14 protein-coding genes and 1 riboswitch are annotated in these 13,936 nt (G+C 63.5%); of the genes, 8 read left to right on the top strand and 6 right to left on the bottom strand.

The window, feature by feature from the left end:
• Nucleotides 1-34: 34 nt before the first annotated feature.
• Nucleotides 35-1,444 (bottom strand): phosphoglucomutase/phosphomannomutase family protein, encoded by a 1,410-nt coding sequence (locus tag RCH91_RS08975; RefSeq protein WP_306534295.1) that lies wholly within the window; start codon nt 1,442-1,444, stop codon nt 35-37.
• Between the two features lie 170 nt (nt 1,445-1,614).
• On the opposite strand from RCH91_RS08975, the gene RCH91_RS08970 reads away from it, so the two are divergent.
• The 3 genes from RCH91_RS08970 to RCH91_RS08960 all read left to right on the top strand — a co-directional run bounded on the left by RCH91_RS08970 (nt 1,615) and on the right by RCH91_RS08960 (nt 4,417).
• Nucleotides 1,615-2,211 (top strand): 50S ribosomal protein L11 methyltransferase, encoded by a 597-nt coding sequence (locus RCH91_RS08970; RefSeq protein WP_306534294.1) that lies wholly within the window; start codon nt 1,615-1,617, stop codon nt 2,209-2,211.
• Nucleotides 2,212-2,297: 86 nt separating this feature from the next.
• Nucleotides 2,298-2,897 carry a peptidylprolyl isomerase gene (locus RCH91_RS08965; protein WP_306534293.1) on the top strand — a complete coding sequence of 200 codons (600 nt, stop codon included), beginning with the start codon at nt 2,298-2,300 and terminating at the stop codon, nt 2,895-2,897.
• Between the two features lie 107 nt (nt 2,898-3,004).
• Complete coding sequence (locus RCH91_RS08960) at nt 3,005-4,417, top strand: DUF4139 domain-containing protein (RefSeq protein ID WP_306534292.1); 1,413 nt, start codon at nt 3,005-3,007, stop codon at nt 4,415-4,417.
• A gap of 76 nt (nt 4,418-4,493) precedes the next feature.
• On the opposite strand, the gene RCH91_RS08955 is transcribed toward RCH91_RS08960, so the two are convergent.
• The 5 genes from RCH91_RS08955 to ccsA form a co-directional block, all read right to left on the bottom strand.
• Nucleotides 4,494-5,930 (bottom strand): nickel-dependent hydrogenase large subunit, encoded by a 1,437-nt coding sequence (locus RCH91_RS08955; RefSeq protein WP_306534291.1) that lies wholly within the window; start codon nt 5,928-5,930, stop codon nt 4,494-4,496.
• 37 nt (nt 5,931-5,967) lie between these two features.
• The gene (locus RCH91_RS08950; protein ID WP_306534290.1) at nt 5,968-6,858 is read right to left on the bottom strand and encodes a hydrogenase small subunit; all 891 of its coding nucleotides are present in this window, start codon (nt 6,856-6,858) and stop codon (nt 5,968-5,970) included.
• 91 nt (nt 6,859-6,949) lie between these two features.
• A riboswitch (cyclic di-GMP riboswitch) is annotated at nt 6,950-7,026 on the bottom strand.
• A 149-nt stretch (nt 7,027-7,175) separates the two neighbouring features.
• Complete coding sequence (locus tag RCH91_RS08945; protein WP_306534289.1) at nt 7,176-8,306, bottom strand: hypothetical protein; 1,131 nt, start codon at nt 8,304-8,306, stop codon at nt 7,176-7,178.
• 107 nt (nt 8,307-8,413) lie between these two features.
• Complete coding sequence (locus RCH91_RS08940; protein WP_306534288.1) at nt 8,414-9,124, bottom strand: cytochrome c biogenesis protein ResB; 711 nt, start codon at nt 9,122-9,124, stop codon at nt 8,414-8,416.
• A gap of 72 nt (nt 9,125-9,196) precedes the next feature.
• On the bottom strand, nt 9,197-9,916 hold the full coding sequence (gene ccsA / locus RCH91_RS08935) for a cytochrome c biogenesis protein CcsA (protein ID WP_306534476.1): 720 nt from the start codon (nt 9,914-9,916) through the stop codon (nt 9,197-9,199).
• Between the two features lie 203 nt (nt 9,917-10,119).
• Here ccsA and RCH91_RS08930 point away from each other — a divergent pair, with 203 nt between their 5' ends.
• The 5 genes from RCH91_RS08930 (at nt 10,120) to RCH91_RS08910 (ending at nt 13,904) form a co-directional block, all read left to right on the top strand.
• Nucleotides 10,120-11,124 (top strand): hypothetical protein, encoded by a 1,005-nt coding sequence (locus RCH91_RS08930; protein WP_306534287.1) that lies wholly within the window; start codon nt 10,120-10,122, stop codon nt 11,122-11,124.
• 141 nt (nt 11,125-11,265) lie between these two features.
• Complete coding sequence (locus tag RCH91_RS08925; RefSeq protein ID WP_306534286.1) at nt 11,266-12,873, top strand: thiolase family protein; 1,608 nt, start codon at nt 11,266-11,268, stop codon at nt 12,871-12,873.
• A gap of 123 nt (nt 12,874-12,996) precedes the next feature.
• Nucleotides 12,997-13,251 (top strand): hypothetical protein, encoded by a 255-nt coding sequence (locus RCH91_RS08920; RefSeq protein ID WP_306534285.1) that lies wholly within the window; start codon nt 12,997-12,999, stop codon nt 13,249-13,251.
• A complete protein-coding gene (locus RCH91_RS08915) occupies nt 13,245-13,601 on the top strand; it encodes a type II toxin-antitoxin system PemK/MazF family toxin (protein WP_306534284.1) in 357 nt (118 codons plus the stop codon). Before RCH91_RS08920 ends, RCH91_RS08915 begins: the two co-directional genes overlap by 7 nt.
• Before the next feature lie 72 nt (nt 13,602-13,673).
• The gene (locus tag RCH91_RS08910; RefSeq protein WP_306534283.1) at nt 13,674-13,904 is read left to right on the top strand and encodes an addiction module protein; all 231 of its coding nucleotides are present in this window, start codon (nt 13,674-13,676) and stop codon (nt 13,902-13,904) included.
• The last annotated feature ends 32 nt before the right edge of the window (nt 13,905-13,936 follow it).

Below are 13,936 nucleotides of genomic sequence, written 5' to 3'. Positions count from 1 at the left end.
GGGGAGTCGGGGTCAAGGGGTCATTTCCCCCGCGTCAGACCCCGGCGATCTCCCGGGCGGCGGCCAGGAGCTCCTCCACCGTTTGCGCATCTCCCGCCTCGCTGTAGAGCCGGAGCACCGGCTCGGTCCCCGAGGGGCGGATCAGGAGCCAGGAGCCGTCGCCGAAGATGAATTTGAAGCCGTCGCGGAAGTTCTCTCTCGCCACACTCCGCCCCGCGATGGTGGCGATTCCCCCCTTCTTCAGCCGGGCGATGAGGGACTCCTTGGGGCCGTCGGCGATGGGGAGGTCGATGCGGCGGTAGAAGAAGCGGCCGATCTCGTCCATGGTCTCGTCCAGAAGCTGCCGCACCCCCTTGCCGCTCATGGCCATGGCCTCCAGCAGCAGAAGCCCCATGAGGATGCCGTCCCGTTCCGGGATGTGCCCCTTCACGCCAAGCCCCCCCGACTCCTCACCCCCCATAAGGATGTCGTGGTCGAGCATCAGCTCGCAGATGTGCTTGAAGCCGATGGGGGTCTCGAAGAGTGGAAGACCGAACTTCTCGGCCAGGAGATCCACCATGCGGGTGGTGGAAACGGTCTTCACCACTCCTCCCGTGAGCCCCTTGCGCTCCACCAGGTGGCGGAGGATCACCGTGAAGATCCGGTGGGAGGAGAAGAACTCCCCTGTCTCGTCCACGGCGCCGATCCGGTCGGCGTCGCCGTCCAGGGCGAGCCCGATGCGGTACTGGCCGCTCGCCACCAGAGAGGCAAGCTCCGCCAGGTGCTCCTCGATGGGCTCCGGGGGCTGCCCCCCAAAGGAGGGGTTTTCGTCGCTGTGGATCTCCCGGACTCCGGGAAGGAGCTCCGGGATGAAGCCGGCGCCGGCGCCGTACATGGGGTCCACGACCACCGGGAGGTTTGCCTTGCGGATCGCCTCCAGGTCCACGTAGCGGGCCAGCTGCCGGAAGTACCCTTCCCTGGGATCTATGGGGGTGACGCTCCCGTCGGCCAGGGCCTCGGCCAGAGGACGGGACTGGATCTCCCGGCCGGCGGTGTCGTTGGCCGCCACCATCTCCTCCAGGATCTTCGTGGTGGAGGGGCGGGCCGAGCCGCCGAAGGACTCCTTCACCTTGAAACCGTTGTAGGCGGGGGGGTTGTGGCTGGCGGTGATCATGACGCCGCCGCCGGCCCCCAGCTCGTGGACCGCCCAGGAAACCGCCGGGGTCGGGGCGTAGCCGTCGGTGAGCCAGACCCGGATGCCGTTGCCGGCGGCGATATCCGCCACACGCTCGGCGAACTCCCGGGAGAGGAAACGGCGGTCGTAGCCGATCACGACCCCCCGGGCCGAGAGCCCTTCACGGATAAGGTAATCCATGGTGGCCTGGGCCACCCGGGAGAGGTTGTCAAAGGTGAAATCCCGGGCAATGATGCCACGCCAGCCATCGGTTCCGAAGTGTATCTGCACAGTCGTATCCTCCTGAATCTTCATCAATGTCGATTTTCTGTGGTAATCGTACCTGAAACGGATCAATTTTCCGTACTATCATCCCCCAAGTCAACCTTTTGTTTATTCCTTTCGCCGGTGATTTGGGGTATGGTTTCGCTTTCACCACGCCACCGGGGAGGTCCATTTCCATGTACGGACGCATCTTCACCCCCTTCGCCATCGGAGGGTTCACCATCGTGCCGGAGGACCATCCCGTGGCCCCGGAAACGGGCCTTCCCCTCATCATGGGGAAGAAGGGGGCCTTCGGCTCCGGGGAACACGAGACCACCGCCTCCTGCCTGGAGGAGATGGAGCGGATCCCCGGCATCGCCGGCATGCGCTGCCTCGATCTCGGAAGCGGCACCGGCATCCTGGCCGTGGCCGCGGTGCGCCTCGGCGCCGCCACCGTGGTGGCGGTGGACATCGATCCCCATGCTGCCGAATCCTGCGCCGCCAACGTACGCCTGAACGGCATGGAGGGGCAGATCTTCACCGTCTGCGGCGAGCTCTCCTCCGTGGGGCGGGAACCCTACGATCTGCTCCTGGCAAACATCTACGCCGACATCCACCTGGCCCTGGCCCACGAGATGGTGGCCCTCGTCCGCCCCGGCGGGTGGCTCATCCTTTCCGGAATCCCCCTCCAGGACAAGTTCGACATCCAGCGTCGCTTCCGCAACCTCGGCTGCGTTGAGCACGACTGGCGGATCATGGAGGAGTACGTGACCCTGGTCCTGCACAAGCCCTGACACAGGAGGTGACGAAATGATTGACGAGCAGGCCCCTTTCTCATTATAATTTGCCGGTTGTATTATTTACTCGGAGGACAGAAACCATGTTCAAACGGATTATCCTGGCCCTGATGCTCTGCGGTCTCTTCAGCGTGCTTCTCATCGCCGGCAATGCCGATGCCGCCGCAAAGGGCGAGACGGCCAAGAACCCCGTGGTTCTCATGGAGACGAGCCTTGGCGCCGTAAAGATCGAGCTCTACCCTGACAAGGCACCGGCTTCGGTGAAGAACTTTCTGGAGTACGCGAACAGCGGCTTCTACAACGGCACCATCTTCCACCGGGTCATCCCCGGCTTCATGATCCAGGCTGGGGGCTTCACCACCGACCGAAAGCAGAAGGAAACCCGGGCACCCATCAGGAACGAGGCCGCCAACGGCCTCAGGAACGACCGGGGGACCATCGCCATGGCCCGCACCGCCAACCCCGACAGCGCCACGGCCCAGTTCTTCATCAACGTGGTGAACAACGACGGCCTCAACCGCCCGAATCCCGACGGCCACGGCTACGCCGTCTTCGGCAGGGTGGTCGAGGGGATGGACGTGGTGGACAAGATCGCCGCAACCCCCACCCAGCGCCTCAACATGCTCTTCGCCAATCTCCCGGTGACGCCGGTGGTCATTACGTCGGTGAAGTCCGTCAAGTAGCACTAAAAATATAACCTGTTCCACAAAGGGCGTCCTGACGGGCGCCCTTTTTTGTGGTATACCGACAGAAGCGGCCAAGCCGCCACACTACCCCCATGAGGTATGCCATGAAACGTCGCCTCCTCCTTCTCGCCCTCCTCTCCTTTGCCCTCCCTCTCCCCGCTGCCGCCGCCCCTACCGTTTCCACCGTTGCGGACCAGACGGGAATCGCCCTCACCATCTACAACCAGAACCTGGGTCTGGTGAAGGATCGCCGGGAGATCCGCTTCGGCACGGGGAGCGGGGAACTCCGCTTCATGGACGTGGCGGCCCAGATCATCCCCACCAGCGTCTCCATCGCGTCCCTCTCCGGCGGAGAGTTCCTGGTCCTGGAGCAGAACTACGAGTACGACCTCCTCTCCCCCCAGAAGCTCATGGACAAGTACGTGGGGAAAGAGGTGAAGCTCCACCAGAAGAACCCCCACACCGAGCGGGAAGAGGTGGTCACCGCCACGCTCCTCTCCAACAACGGCGGGCCGGTCTACCGCATCGGCGACGAAATCACCTTCGGCCATCCGGGGCGGCTCATTTTCCCCGGCGTCCCCGAGGATCTCATCGCCCGTCCGACCCTGGTATGGCTCCTGGAGAGCGCCGCGGTCGAGAAACGGACCATCGAGGCCTCCTACCTCACCGGCGGCATCTCCTGGCGGGCCGACTACGTGGTGACCCTCAGCGAGAAGGACGACCGGGCCAGCCTCGCCGGCTGGGTCACCATCGACAACCGTAGCGGCGCCACCTACCGCAACGCCTCCCTCAAGCTGGTTGCCGGCGACGTGAACCGGGTGCAGGACCGCCCCCCCCGGATGGCAAAGGCGATGCGGGAGGAGGTCATGGCTGCGCCCGCCCCCCAGTTTCAGGAGGAGGCCTTCTTCGAGTACCACCTCTACACCCTCCAGCGCCCCTCCACCATCAAGGAGAACCAGACCAAGCAGATCAGCCTCGTGACCGCCGACGCCGTGCCGGTGAAGAAGGAGTTCCTCCTGAAAGGGGAGAGTTTCTACTATTACAGCACGGCCGGCGACGCCATGGGGAAGCAGAAGGTGGGAGTCTTCGTGGAGGTGGAGAACCGGAAGGAGCACAACCTGGGAATGCCGCTCCCCAAGGGGATCGTGCGGGTCTACAAGCGGGATGCGGGGGGAAGCCTCCAGTTCGTGGGAGAGGACACCATCGACCACACCCCGGAAAAGGAGACGGTGCGGGTGAAGCTGGGGGACGCCTTCGACGTGGTGGCCGAGCGGAAGCAGACCGAATGGAAGAAGATTGCCGCCGACACCTACGAGGCGGCCTTCGAGATAAAGCTCCGCAACCACAAGAAGGAAGATATCACCGTGAAGGTGGTGGAGCCGGTCCCCGGCGACTGGCAGATGCTCTCGTCATCCCACCCCCATACGAAGGGTGACGCCTTCAGCGCCGTGTTCAACGTTCCGGTGCCCAGGGACGGGGAGGCGACGCTCGCCTATCGGGTGCGGATGCGGTACTGAGGATATCACGAACCAGAAATGAGGAAGGCGGTGGGAATACCACCGCCTTTTTTCGTGAGTGCTGAAAAGGTGCAGGCTAGGTCCGTGACTGTACGCTGACGATGACCTGCTCCGGCTCGTCTGGCCGCACCATGTGGACGGCGCAGGAGAGGCACGGATCGAAGGAGTGGATGACCCGCATCACCTCCACCGGCTCCTTGAGGTTCTTCACCGGCGTGCCGACCAGAGCCTGTTCGATGGGGCCAAGGATACCCCGGGCGTCCCGGGGCGAGGCGTTCCAGCAGGTGGGGGTGATCACCTGGTAGCGGCCGATCTTGCTGCCGGCGATGGAGAGCCAGTGGCCAAGGGCACCGCGCGGTGCCTCGGTAAGGCCGAACCCCTCCCCTGCCGTGGTGGCGGTCGCCTTCAGGTAAGCCGGCTGCCCCTCGCGGATCTCCCCAAGCCAGCCATCGAGGGCCCGGGCGATCTTCCGTGCCTCCTGAGCCCGGGCAAGGTTGCGGTCCATGGCCGAGATGCCGCGCCGGTAGTCGCCGTTCACCCACATCCGGGCCAGGGGGCCGGTCTCGCACGCCTCGCCGGCGTAGCGGGGCGCCTTGATCCACGAATAGGCGTTCGTCTTCGGATGGGCCGGAACGGTCTCTCCCTTGGCCGGATTGAGCCCCGACGGGCTCGAGTACCAGGCCTTCGTCACATCCTCGGTGATGGCCCCCGTGTTGACCGGCATGACCGAGGTGGAGCCGTCGGTCACCATCCCCCTTCCCAGGAGCTTCGTATTCCCCCAGGCGTCAAGGTCGAAGACCCCGAAGGCGAGGAGGTTCCGGCATCCGGCGCCGATGGTGTAGTAGTCGCTGTACTTGGTGGCCAGGAACTGGGCGTCGGGTATGTAGACGTTCTCCACGAAGGAGACAATCTCGGCCAGGTAGCCCCGGGCCTTGGTCACATCGGCGGCCGTCGGCACCTTGGTGAAGCCGCCGGGGATGTAGGCGGGGGAGTGGGGGGTCTTGCCGCCGAAGACAGCCCCCATTTCCTGGATCTTCCGGTTGATGTCGAGGGCCTTCAGGTAGTTGTTCACCAAGGCCGTGCTTTTGGTGGCGTCCACCCGCATGTCCCCCTTCCAGGCCGGCTGCCACGGGAGCATGTTCGGGCAGGTGGCATAGTCGGGAAGGCTCAGGTGGTAGAAGCTCAGGATGTGGGACTGGACGAAGTTGGCCGCCAGCACCAAGTTCCGCATCACCCGGGCGTTGTCGGGAACCGTCACGTTGTAGGCGTCCTCCAGGGTGTTGACCGCCGCGAGCCCGTGGGGGATGGGACAGACGCCGCAGATCCGCTGGGTGATGAGCTGGGCGTCCCGGGGGTCGCGCCCCGCAAGGAGCTTCTCGAAGCCCCGGAAGAGGGTGCCGGTGGCCCAGGCGTTGGTGACCTGCTGGGCGCCATTTACTACGTCGATCTCTATCTTTACTGAAAGGTGACCCTCGATTCGGGTGACCGGGTCGATCGTCATGACTGTTGCCATTGTTTCCTCCTGATGGTTACGTGAAGATCATCCCGTTCTACACGTTCTTGTAGAAGGGGGTTGCGATGGGGAAGGTGGGCTCGGTGCAGCCGATGCACGGCGCTCCTGCCCCCACACACCAGTTGACGCCGTTGTGCCACTTGAGGGTCGAGCAGTTGGACTTCGTCTCCGGCCCCTTGCAGCCGAGGGGCTTGAGGCACCCCGAGCTGAGGCCGAATCTGTTCACCTCGTCCTGCTCCTTGCGGGGGCAGTTTTCGTGGAGCTTCAGGCCAAAGAGCGACGTGGGCCGTCCGACCGAATCGAGGGCGACCGGCTTGTTGAGGAGAATCTGCGCCACGGCCCAGACGATCCAGTCGGGGTGGGGGGGGCAGCCGGGGATGTTGATGGTGGCCTTGCCGGTAGCAGCCTTCACGCTCAGCACCTGGGTCGGGTTTCCCCCGGAGGCAGGGATGCCGCCGAAGGCGGCACAGCTTCCGACGCTCACGATCTTGGCCGCCTTGGAGGCGAGCATGGTCACCGCGTCCTTGAAGGTTTTGTCGACACCCTTGTACGACCAGGCGAAGCAGGCGGCGCCGTTGAAGGCGGTCGGCACGGCTCCCTCGACGATGAGAACGTAGTTCCCCTTGGTATAGGCCTGGTTGATGACGTCCACAACTGCGTCGCCGGCCAGAGACGAGAGGTTGGGGTGGTAGGCCAGGTTGACGGAGTTGACGAGCAGATCGCCTGCCGTCTTGGGGGCGACGGTTGATATCCGGTTCAGGAACGAGATGGAGCAGCCGGTGCATCCCGCCCCCTGGAGCCAGAGGACCGTTGGGCCATTGGGGTTGGCCAGGGCGTCTTTCAGCCCCAGCAGGTCGTTGGCGCTCAGCCCCAGGACCGTTGCCGTCATGCCGCAGTACTTGAGAAAATCGCGTCTTGATACCTTCATGGTTGCACTCCTTTTCGCATGGTGCCTTTGACAGGGCCAGGAGCCCGAGAACAAAAAAAAGCCGGGTCGCCTCAATGCTCGTAAGCACTATTTCGGCGACCCGGCTGTCTCGGTGAGACCCTGTGGGCTTTCCGTCCCACCCTCGCGGATGGTTTAGTATTTTCGTGTAGTTATGCTGTTTTTCCTGCGTCTTGGACGCTCTGTAACAAAAGGTGGTTAGCTTTATACCGTAAGCTGAGCGGTGAAATCAACCATAAAATTTCTCATTCATGACAACTGGCTGGCAATCTGGTAAGGATTTGGTAACAGCCCTGATATTATCGGCACGGGATCGGCTCGTAGTTTGCGTCGTAGACCCCCACGCATTTCATGATGCCGTTGGCCGCCGGCCGCCCCCCCGTGAGGCGGGAGTTGGCCACAAGCGTCGTGACGCCGGTGTCGGTGAAGAGAGTGGTGAGGGAAGTGGCCACCGAGCTCCCCTCCACAGTCACCGTGCCGGAGTAGTAGCTGTAGATGCCGTTGCCCGCCGTGATGGCCGAGTTTTTGACGACCGGCGAGGAGTGGAGATTGAAGACGCCAAAGGCAGTGTCGTTCCCCCCGACCGTAATAGTGACGTCCGAGAGGACCGGCGCTGCCATGAGGTTGTAGATGCCGTAGGCCCCCTTCCCCCCCTCGGCGCTGACGGTCACGTGGGCGATCCGCGGCGCGGCGCTGCCGTTGAAGATACCTACGATGGTTCCCTCAGTGCCGGTGGCTTCGACGGTCAGATGCCGCAGCTCGGCCTGGGAGGCGCCGGCCACCACCCCGGCATCGGCGGCACTTCCCCGCAGCCGGGTGGTCAGCTCGCCGGAGCCCTCGATGTCCACGTGGGGCTTCATGACGAGGGTGCTGATCCCCAGATCGTAGGTGCCGGGCATGATCTTCACCAGGTAGGGTTTGTCGGCGGAGGCGTCGGTGATAGCGTTGAGGGCGTCGATGGGGTTCGTGAAGTCGCCGCCACTGGGGGCAACGACCATGAGGTTGGCGGGCTTTTTCGGCAAGAAATCGTGGGTGTGGTCGCCGGCGGCAACGGTGCCGAGGCCGGTCCCCACGGGAAGGCGGGCCGCGTCGATGGTCCCCTGGACGATGTCGGCGCCGTCGTGGCCGTGGCGTCCCACCTTGTGGCCGGCGATGGGGCCGGCGATCTTGGCGTCGGTGACGGCGCCGTCGGCGATCTTCGGCGTCGTCACCGCCCCGAAGCCGAGCTTCTCGTCGGTGACGGCGCCTGCGGAAATCTTGCTGTACGTGATGGCGCCGGGGGCGATGGCCCGGTAGGTCACAGCTCCGTCGGCGATTTTCGGTGCGGTTACCGCGCCGTCATCGATTCCGGCGGCAAAGGCCCCGCTTCCCGCACCCCATGCCGTGAGTGCCGCCACCGTCACAACTGCCGCCCTGATTCCCTGTGCCATCATTCCCTCCCGACGTTACTGAAAAACGCCATCCACACCCGGAAGACCCGGCTGCTGACGCGCGAAGTGCCAATCTTACCACTAAAATCTTTCGCCGCAACTGGTATTTACGTCGCCCGGCGTTCCCGCCGCACCGCCAGGAGCATGCCGTTGCCCACGGTAAAGAGAAGCCCGCCGGCCAGGGCCCACCCGGCCCCCGGCTCCCGGTGGATCTCCACAAAGGCAGTCGGGACCGGGAACGGCTCCGCGTGCTTCAGGTAGATGCCGAGGCCGCCGTGGAAAAGGGGCTCGTTGGGCCGCACCGTCACCGGCGTTGTCCCCCCGTTCTCCACGACCCGCAGCCGGGCACGGTAATCGACCGGCATTCCCCGGGGGCCGGTCTGCACCTCAATGGCCTCCACCACCACGGAGCTGCCGCCGGGGAAGCGGAGGTCGGACCCCTCGAAGAGCTGCATGGCCTGCTTCGCTCCCCCCTTGGCGCTCAGAAGGTGGGCCAGGACGATCAGGAGAAACCCCACGTGCATGAACTGGGGCGCCAGGAGAGCGAGGAGTCCCCCCTTGCCGTAGCGCGTGCGCACCGCTTCAACACTGCAGAGAAGCGTGTTCACCACCATGAGGGACAGGAGGACGAGGGTCCCCCAGAGCCACCAGGAGGCGGCAAGGGGCGCCGCGCCGAGCCAGGCGAAGAGGGGCATCTCGTTCAGGGACGCGGCATCCTCACCCCCGAAGGAACCCACTGCCATAAGAACCATGACCCCCCCCATGAGCCAGAGGGCCAGGGAGAGGGAGGCGAGGGATTCGTAGATTCTCTTGATCATCGTAAAAAACCTGTTGAAGTTGAGTGAATTTGTACAGCAAAAACCAGGCCACCGGAAAATGGAAAGCCGTGATCAGAAGCTGTGGGAACTCTTCATCAGGATGCTCACCCCCAGGTAGGTGAAGAGCATGACCGCAAACCCGACGATGCCACTCCAGGCCAGGGCCTTGTCCCCCCCCGTTCCCCGGAGCCGCAGGTGGAGCCAGAAAGTGTAGTAGATCCAGAGGATCGAGGTCCAGAGCTCCTTCGGGGTCCAGAGCCAGTAGGTGCCCCAGGCGAAGTAGCCCCAGATTCCCCCCGACACCATGGAGCCGGAGAAAAAGGTGTATCCCACCAGCGCCGCCCGGTACTGGAGGTCCAGGAGACGCCGCTCACCTTTTGCCAGGAAGAGGCCGCCGAGGACCGCCCCGATGGCGAAGAGGGCATAGGAGAAGAAGGCCAGCGCCACGTGAAGCTCGAACCAGAGGGTACGGAGGATGGGAGGGAGCGGCATGGCAAAAGCGGGAAACAGCAGGGCCACGAGCCCGAAGAGGGCCGCCGCGCACCCCGCACCCCACGAGAAGAGGGCCGATCCCCGCAGCACCGGCGAATAGAGGAAGGGGAGCGCCATGAGACCGATGGAGACGGAGAAAAAGACGAGGGTGTCGTGGGGCCCCACCAGGGGGAGCCGCCCCAGCTCAATCCCCCGGACGGCCAGGTAGGCCGCGCCGGCCACGAGCCCGGCCGCGAAGAAGGGACGACGGAATGCGCCAAAGAGGTATAATCCTGCGGAGATAACGAGGAGCCATTTCATGGTATCGGTCATAGCACATTCGCCAGGCCAAGGAAAGGGATGGGGCGGAAAATCCCGACGGAACCGGCAACGACTGTAGGACGCCGCCGCCTACCGTCACTGAAAGGGGTGGTCAAGCGGGGACCGTTCTGGTATAACCGGGGCATTCAAAGGGATTGAAGCACGACCTCACTCCAGTCTGAAAATCGATTCAGGAGGAAACGATGAAACGGATCGTACAGTTGATTCTCCTCGCGGCCCTGGCCCTTGCCGCCGTCGGCTGCTCCCACAACCCCTTCAACATTCCGCGGGAAGACTACGAGCAGCGGGTAAAGGTCCTCGGCGTTGCCCCCCTCTTCATGGACGCCGACTCCGACATCCGCCATCCGGACAAGGATACCCTCGTTACCCTGGTACGGGAGTACAACCGGAAGAACGAGAAAGAGCTGGCCGCCATGCTGAAGGATTCCGGGGCCTACTTCTCGGTCCAATTCCTGGATGCTGGCGCCCCCGAGGAGCTCTACCGTACGCTCCTCTACCGGGCCGAGCGGCGCGACGACGCCGGCGTGGTCTACAACAAGCATTTTTACAAGCCCGAGGAGATCAAAACGCTGGTCACCCAGAACAACGTCGACGCGGTGCTCCTGGTGGTCGTGAGCGGCCTCACCAAGCAGGACCGGATCTTCTCCAGCAACCTCGTCAAATACCTGGATTCCGACTATAACATCCTTTCCATGTCCGCCCAGGTCCTGGACGCCAGCGGCGCCACCCTCTGGGAATATCCCAACTTCCGCGTCGGCGGCCCCACCACGCCGACCCTCGCCGTGCTCCAGTACCCCGACTTCGACGAAGCGGCCGCCAACATGGATGACCGGGTCGACGTGAAGTTCAAGACCATTCCCGGGCTCACCCGCCACCTGGGAAAGAAGGAGAAAGACCTCCTCTTGCGCGAGCGGAACGCCACGGCCCCCTACTACAACCTTTTCAACGACATGGTGGGACTCCTGAAGCCCCCCATCAAGCTCTTCGGCGACGACAAGACGGGGAGCTCCCAGCCCGCGCCGGCACCGGCTGCCTACCAGCCCACCTACCAGCCTGCACCGGCACCCCAGGCGGCTCCGCTCCCGGCGGCGCAGCCCGTCCCGGCGGCAGAGCCGGTTCCTGCGCCGCAACCGGAGACGGTGGTTGTGCCCGAGCCGACGCCGATCCGCGAAGTCCCGGTGCAGTAACTTCAACGCGCCGACCAGCACCAGCAGCACGAAGCCCGAGCCCCACCAGGCCCGGGCTTTTTGCTGCCTGTTGCTCAACGGCGATCCTCGTTTAAACTACAGAGACAGTCACACGATCTCCACACCCAAAACGGAGCCCCCATGAGACACCGCGAATTCACCCCGAGAAGAGTCTACGTCGCCGCCTCGTACATGGCGCCGGTGGGGCGCTACGACGGCAGGCACCGGGAAAAGCTCTCCTTCCTGGACCTGGCCGAAAAGGCCACGGCAGTCTTCGACGGCTCGCCGGTGAAACCCCGCGCCATCGAGGCGGTGGTGGTCGGCTCCCAGAGCCCCGTCGCCTTCTCCGGCGTGGACAACACCGCCGCCAAAATCGCCGGGGTCGTGGGCGTTTCCGGAGCCAAGTCGGTCCTCATCGACACCGCCTCATCCTCGGGCGCCTCGGCCTTCGAGAACGCCTACCTCCAGATCGCCTCGGGCCGCTGCGACCATGTGCTCGCCATCGGCATCCAGAAGATGAGCGACGCTCCCACCGCCGAGGCCACCCGCATCGTCGCCGGGGTCATCGACCGGGACGAGGCGGAGTTCGGCCTCAGCATGCCCGCCTGCGGAGCACTGGTGGCCCGGGCGCTCATGGAGCGGCACGGCCTCTCCGCCGACGAGTGGACCGCCTTCTCGGCGCTCCTCACCCAGCGGTCCCACCGCTACGCCGCTCGAAACCCCGACGCCCACCTGAACATGGAAATTCCCCTGGAGGAGTACTACCGACAGATCATCAACGGGAAAAACTACCGCTACTGGTGGCCCCTGCGCTACCACGACTTCTGCCCCATGTCCGACGGCGTCGCCGCCGTGATCCTCACCGCCGATCCCCAGGAGGTGCTGGTGAGTGGCCTCGGGAGCGCCACCGACATCCCCACCATCGCCGACCGCCCCTCATTCCACTCCTTTCCCGCCACCGTGGCGGCCGCCGCCGAAGCCTACGGCATGGCAGGGATAAAGGAGATACGTTCCTTTGCCGGGAAGATCCACGTAAACATGCACGACCCCTTCAACGGCTTCGGCCCCATCAACATGGTGGATCTGGGCTTCGTCCCCCGGGGGCGCATCCTCGACGCCCTGCTGGATGACGCGTGCACCGGCGAGAACGGCATGTTCCCCACGAACCTCACCGGCGGCCTCAAGGGACGGGGCCACCCCCTGGGGGCCACCGGCATGATCCAGGTGGTGGAGAACCACAAAATGATTTGCGAGGGGCGCTTCCGGGCCGGCCTCTCCCACTCCATCGGCGGCCCCATCAACAACAACATCGTCATCCTCCTGGAACAGAGCGGCCACTACGCGAGCCGTCCTCACGAACCCTACAAGCCGTGGGGGCTCCCCTCCCTGGGCCACCTCAAGCCGAAGGAGGTCACCGTCGACGCCCTCCTGGCGGAATCGGGTATTGTGGAAGGGACCTTCGTCACCGCCACCACCCGCTTCGACTACAAGACCGGCGACCCCGAGGGGATCATCACCATCGTCTCCTGCCGGGCAGCCAGCGGGAAGTCGTACCGCTTTCTCTTCGGCATCGCCGGCGAGAACTACCAGCAGCTCATCAAGCTCCTCCCCGGCGACCGGATCAGCCTGGAGCGAAGCGACGGCCAGATTCTCCTTAACCGGATGCCGGTGAAGAAGTTCTACCAGCGCACCATCGACGGGCTGGTGGACCTGGCGGAGAGCGGGTGGAAGAAGCTGACGGGGTGGTGAGCCGTGAAGCGATTAGCTCGGACGAAGATACTGATTGAGATTGGTGAATGAGATCGACACAAACATTGGGTGTTGACCATGGTATGAGCGGAAGTTATACTTTTACATAAAGGAGGTATAACCGTGAAAGCCATCAAAACAGCAATTTCCATCGAAAAAGATCTTTTTGACCAGGCAGAAAAAATGGCCCAATCAATGAAAGTGTCCCGCAGCAAGCTTTTCGTGATTGCCTTGCAGGACTTCATTGCACACCAGAAAAACAGGGAGTTGCTTGCCCAGATCAACGCGGCTTACTCAGACGAACCCGACACAGCGGAACAGACCCTTCGCCGGAAATCACGTCGGCAGCATCGGCGCATGATGGAGGGTGAATGGTAATCAATCAGGGTGACATTTACTGGATAGAACTTGACGAGCCCGATGGCTCGGAACCCGGCTACCGGCACCCTCACGTAATTGTCCAGAACAACCTCTTCAACCGCAGCCAGATAAAGACGGTGGTTGTCTGCCCTCTGACCTCGAATCTCAAACGTGCGGATGCCCCCGGCAACGTGCTTCTTGAACAGGACGAAGCCAATCTGGCAAAGCAGAGTGTCGTCAATGTGTCCCAGATTTTCACGGTGGACAAAACGCAACTGGATGAATACATCGGGGCCTTGCCGCCGAAGCGGATTCGGGAAATTCTCGACGGGATAAACCTTGTGCTCCAGCCGCGTGATGTGGATTGAGATGTAACAGAACCGAAGCATCGGTGTACTGCGGCTTGCTACCCCCTTTACAAGGGAAAAGGAGACTATTGCATGGCAACTCAGGCCCAAGAAGTTTTGATCAAGGCCCTTAAACTTTCACCCGTGGAACGTGCGGAGCTCGTGGAGAAAATCCTTGCCAGCTTCTCTTTCCCGGATCGTCAGGCCATTGATGAACTATGGGCGGCCGAGGCGGAAGAGAGAATCGATGCCTTTGAGAGAGGGGAGATCCCGTCGCGGTCGGCGAGCGAGGTCTTTGCCCGCATCGAGCGAGGCGAAATCTGATGAACGTCGAATTTCTTCAAACGGCCGAGTCG

This window comes from Geobacter sp. (genome assembly GCF_030834625.1).
Taxonomy (GTDB): Bacteria; Desulfobacterota; Desulfuromonadia; order Geobacterales; family Geobacteraceae; genus Geobacter.
Note: the sequence above shows the minus strand (reverse complement) of the source record. Positions and strands in the feature narration are given on the sequence as shown.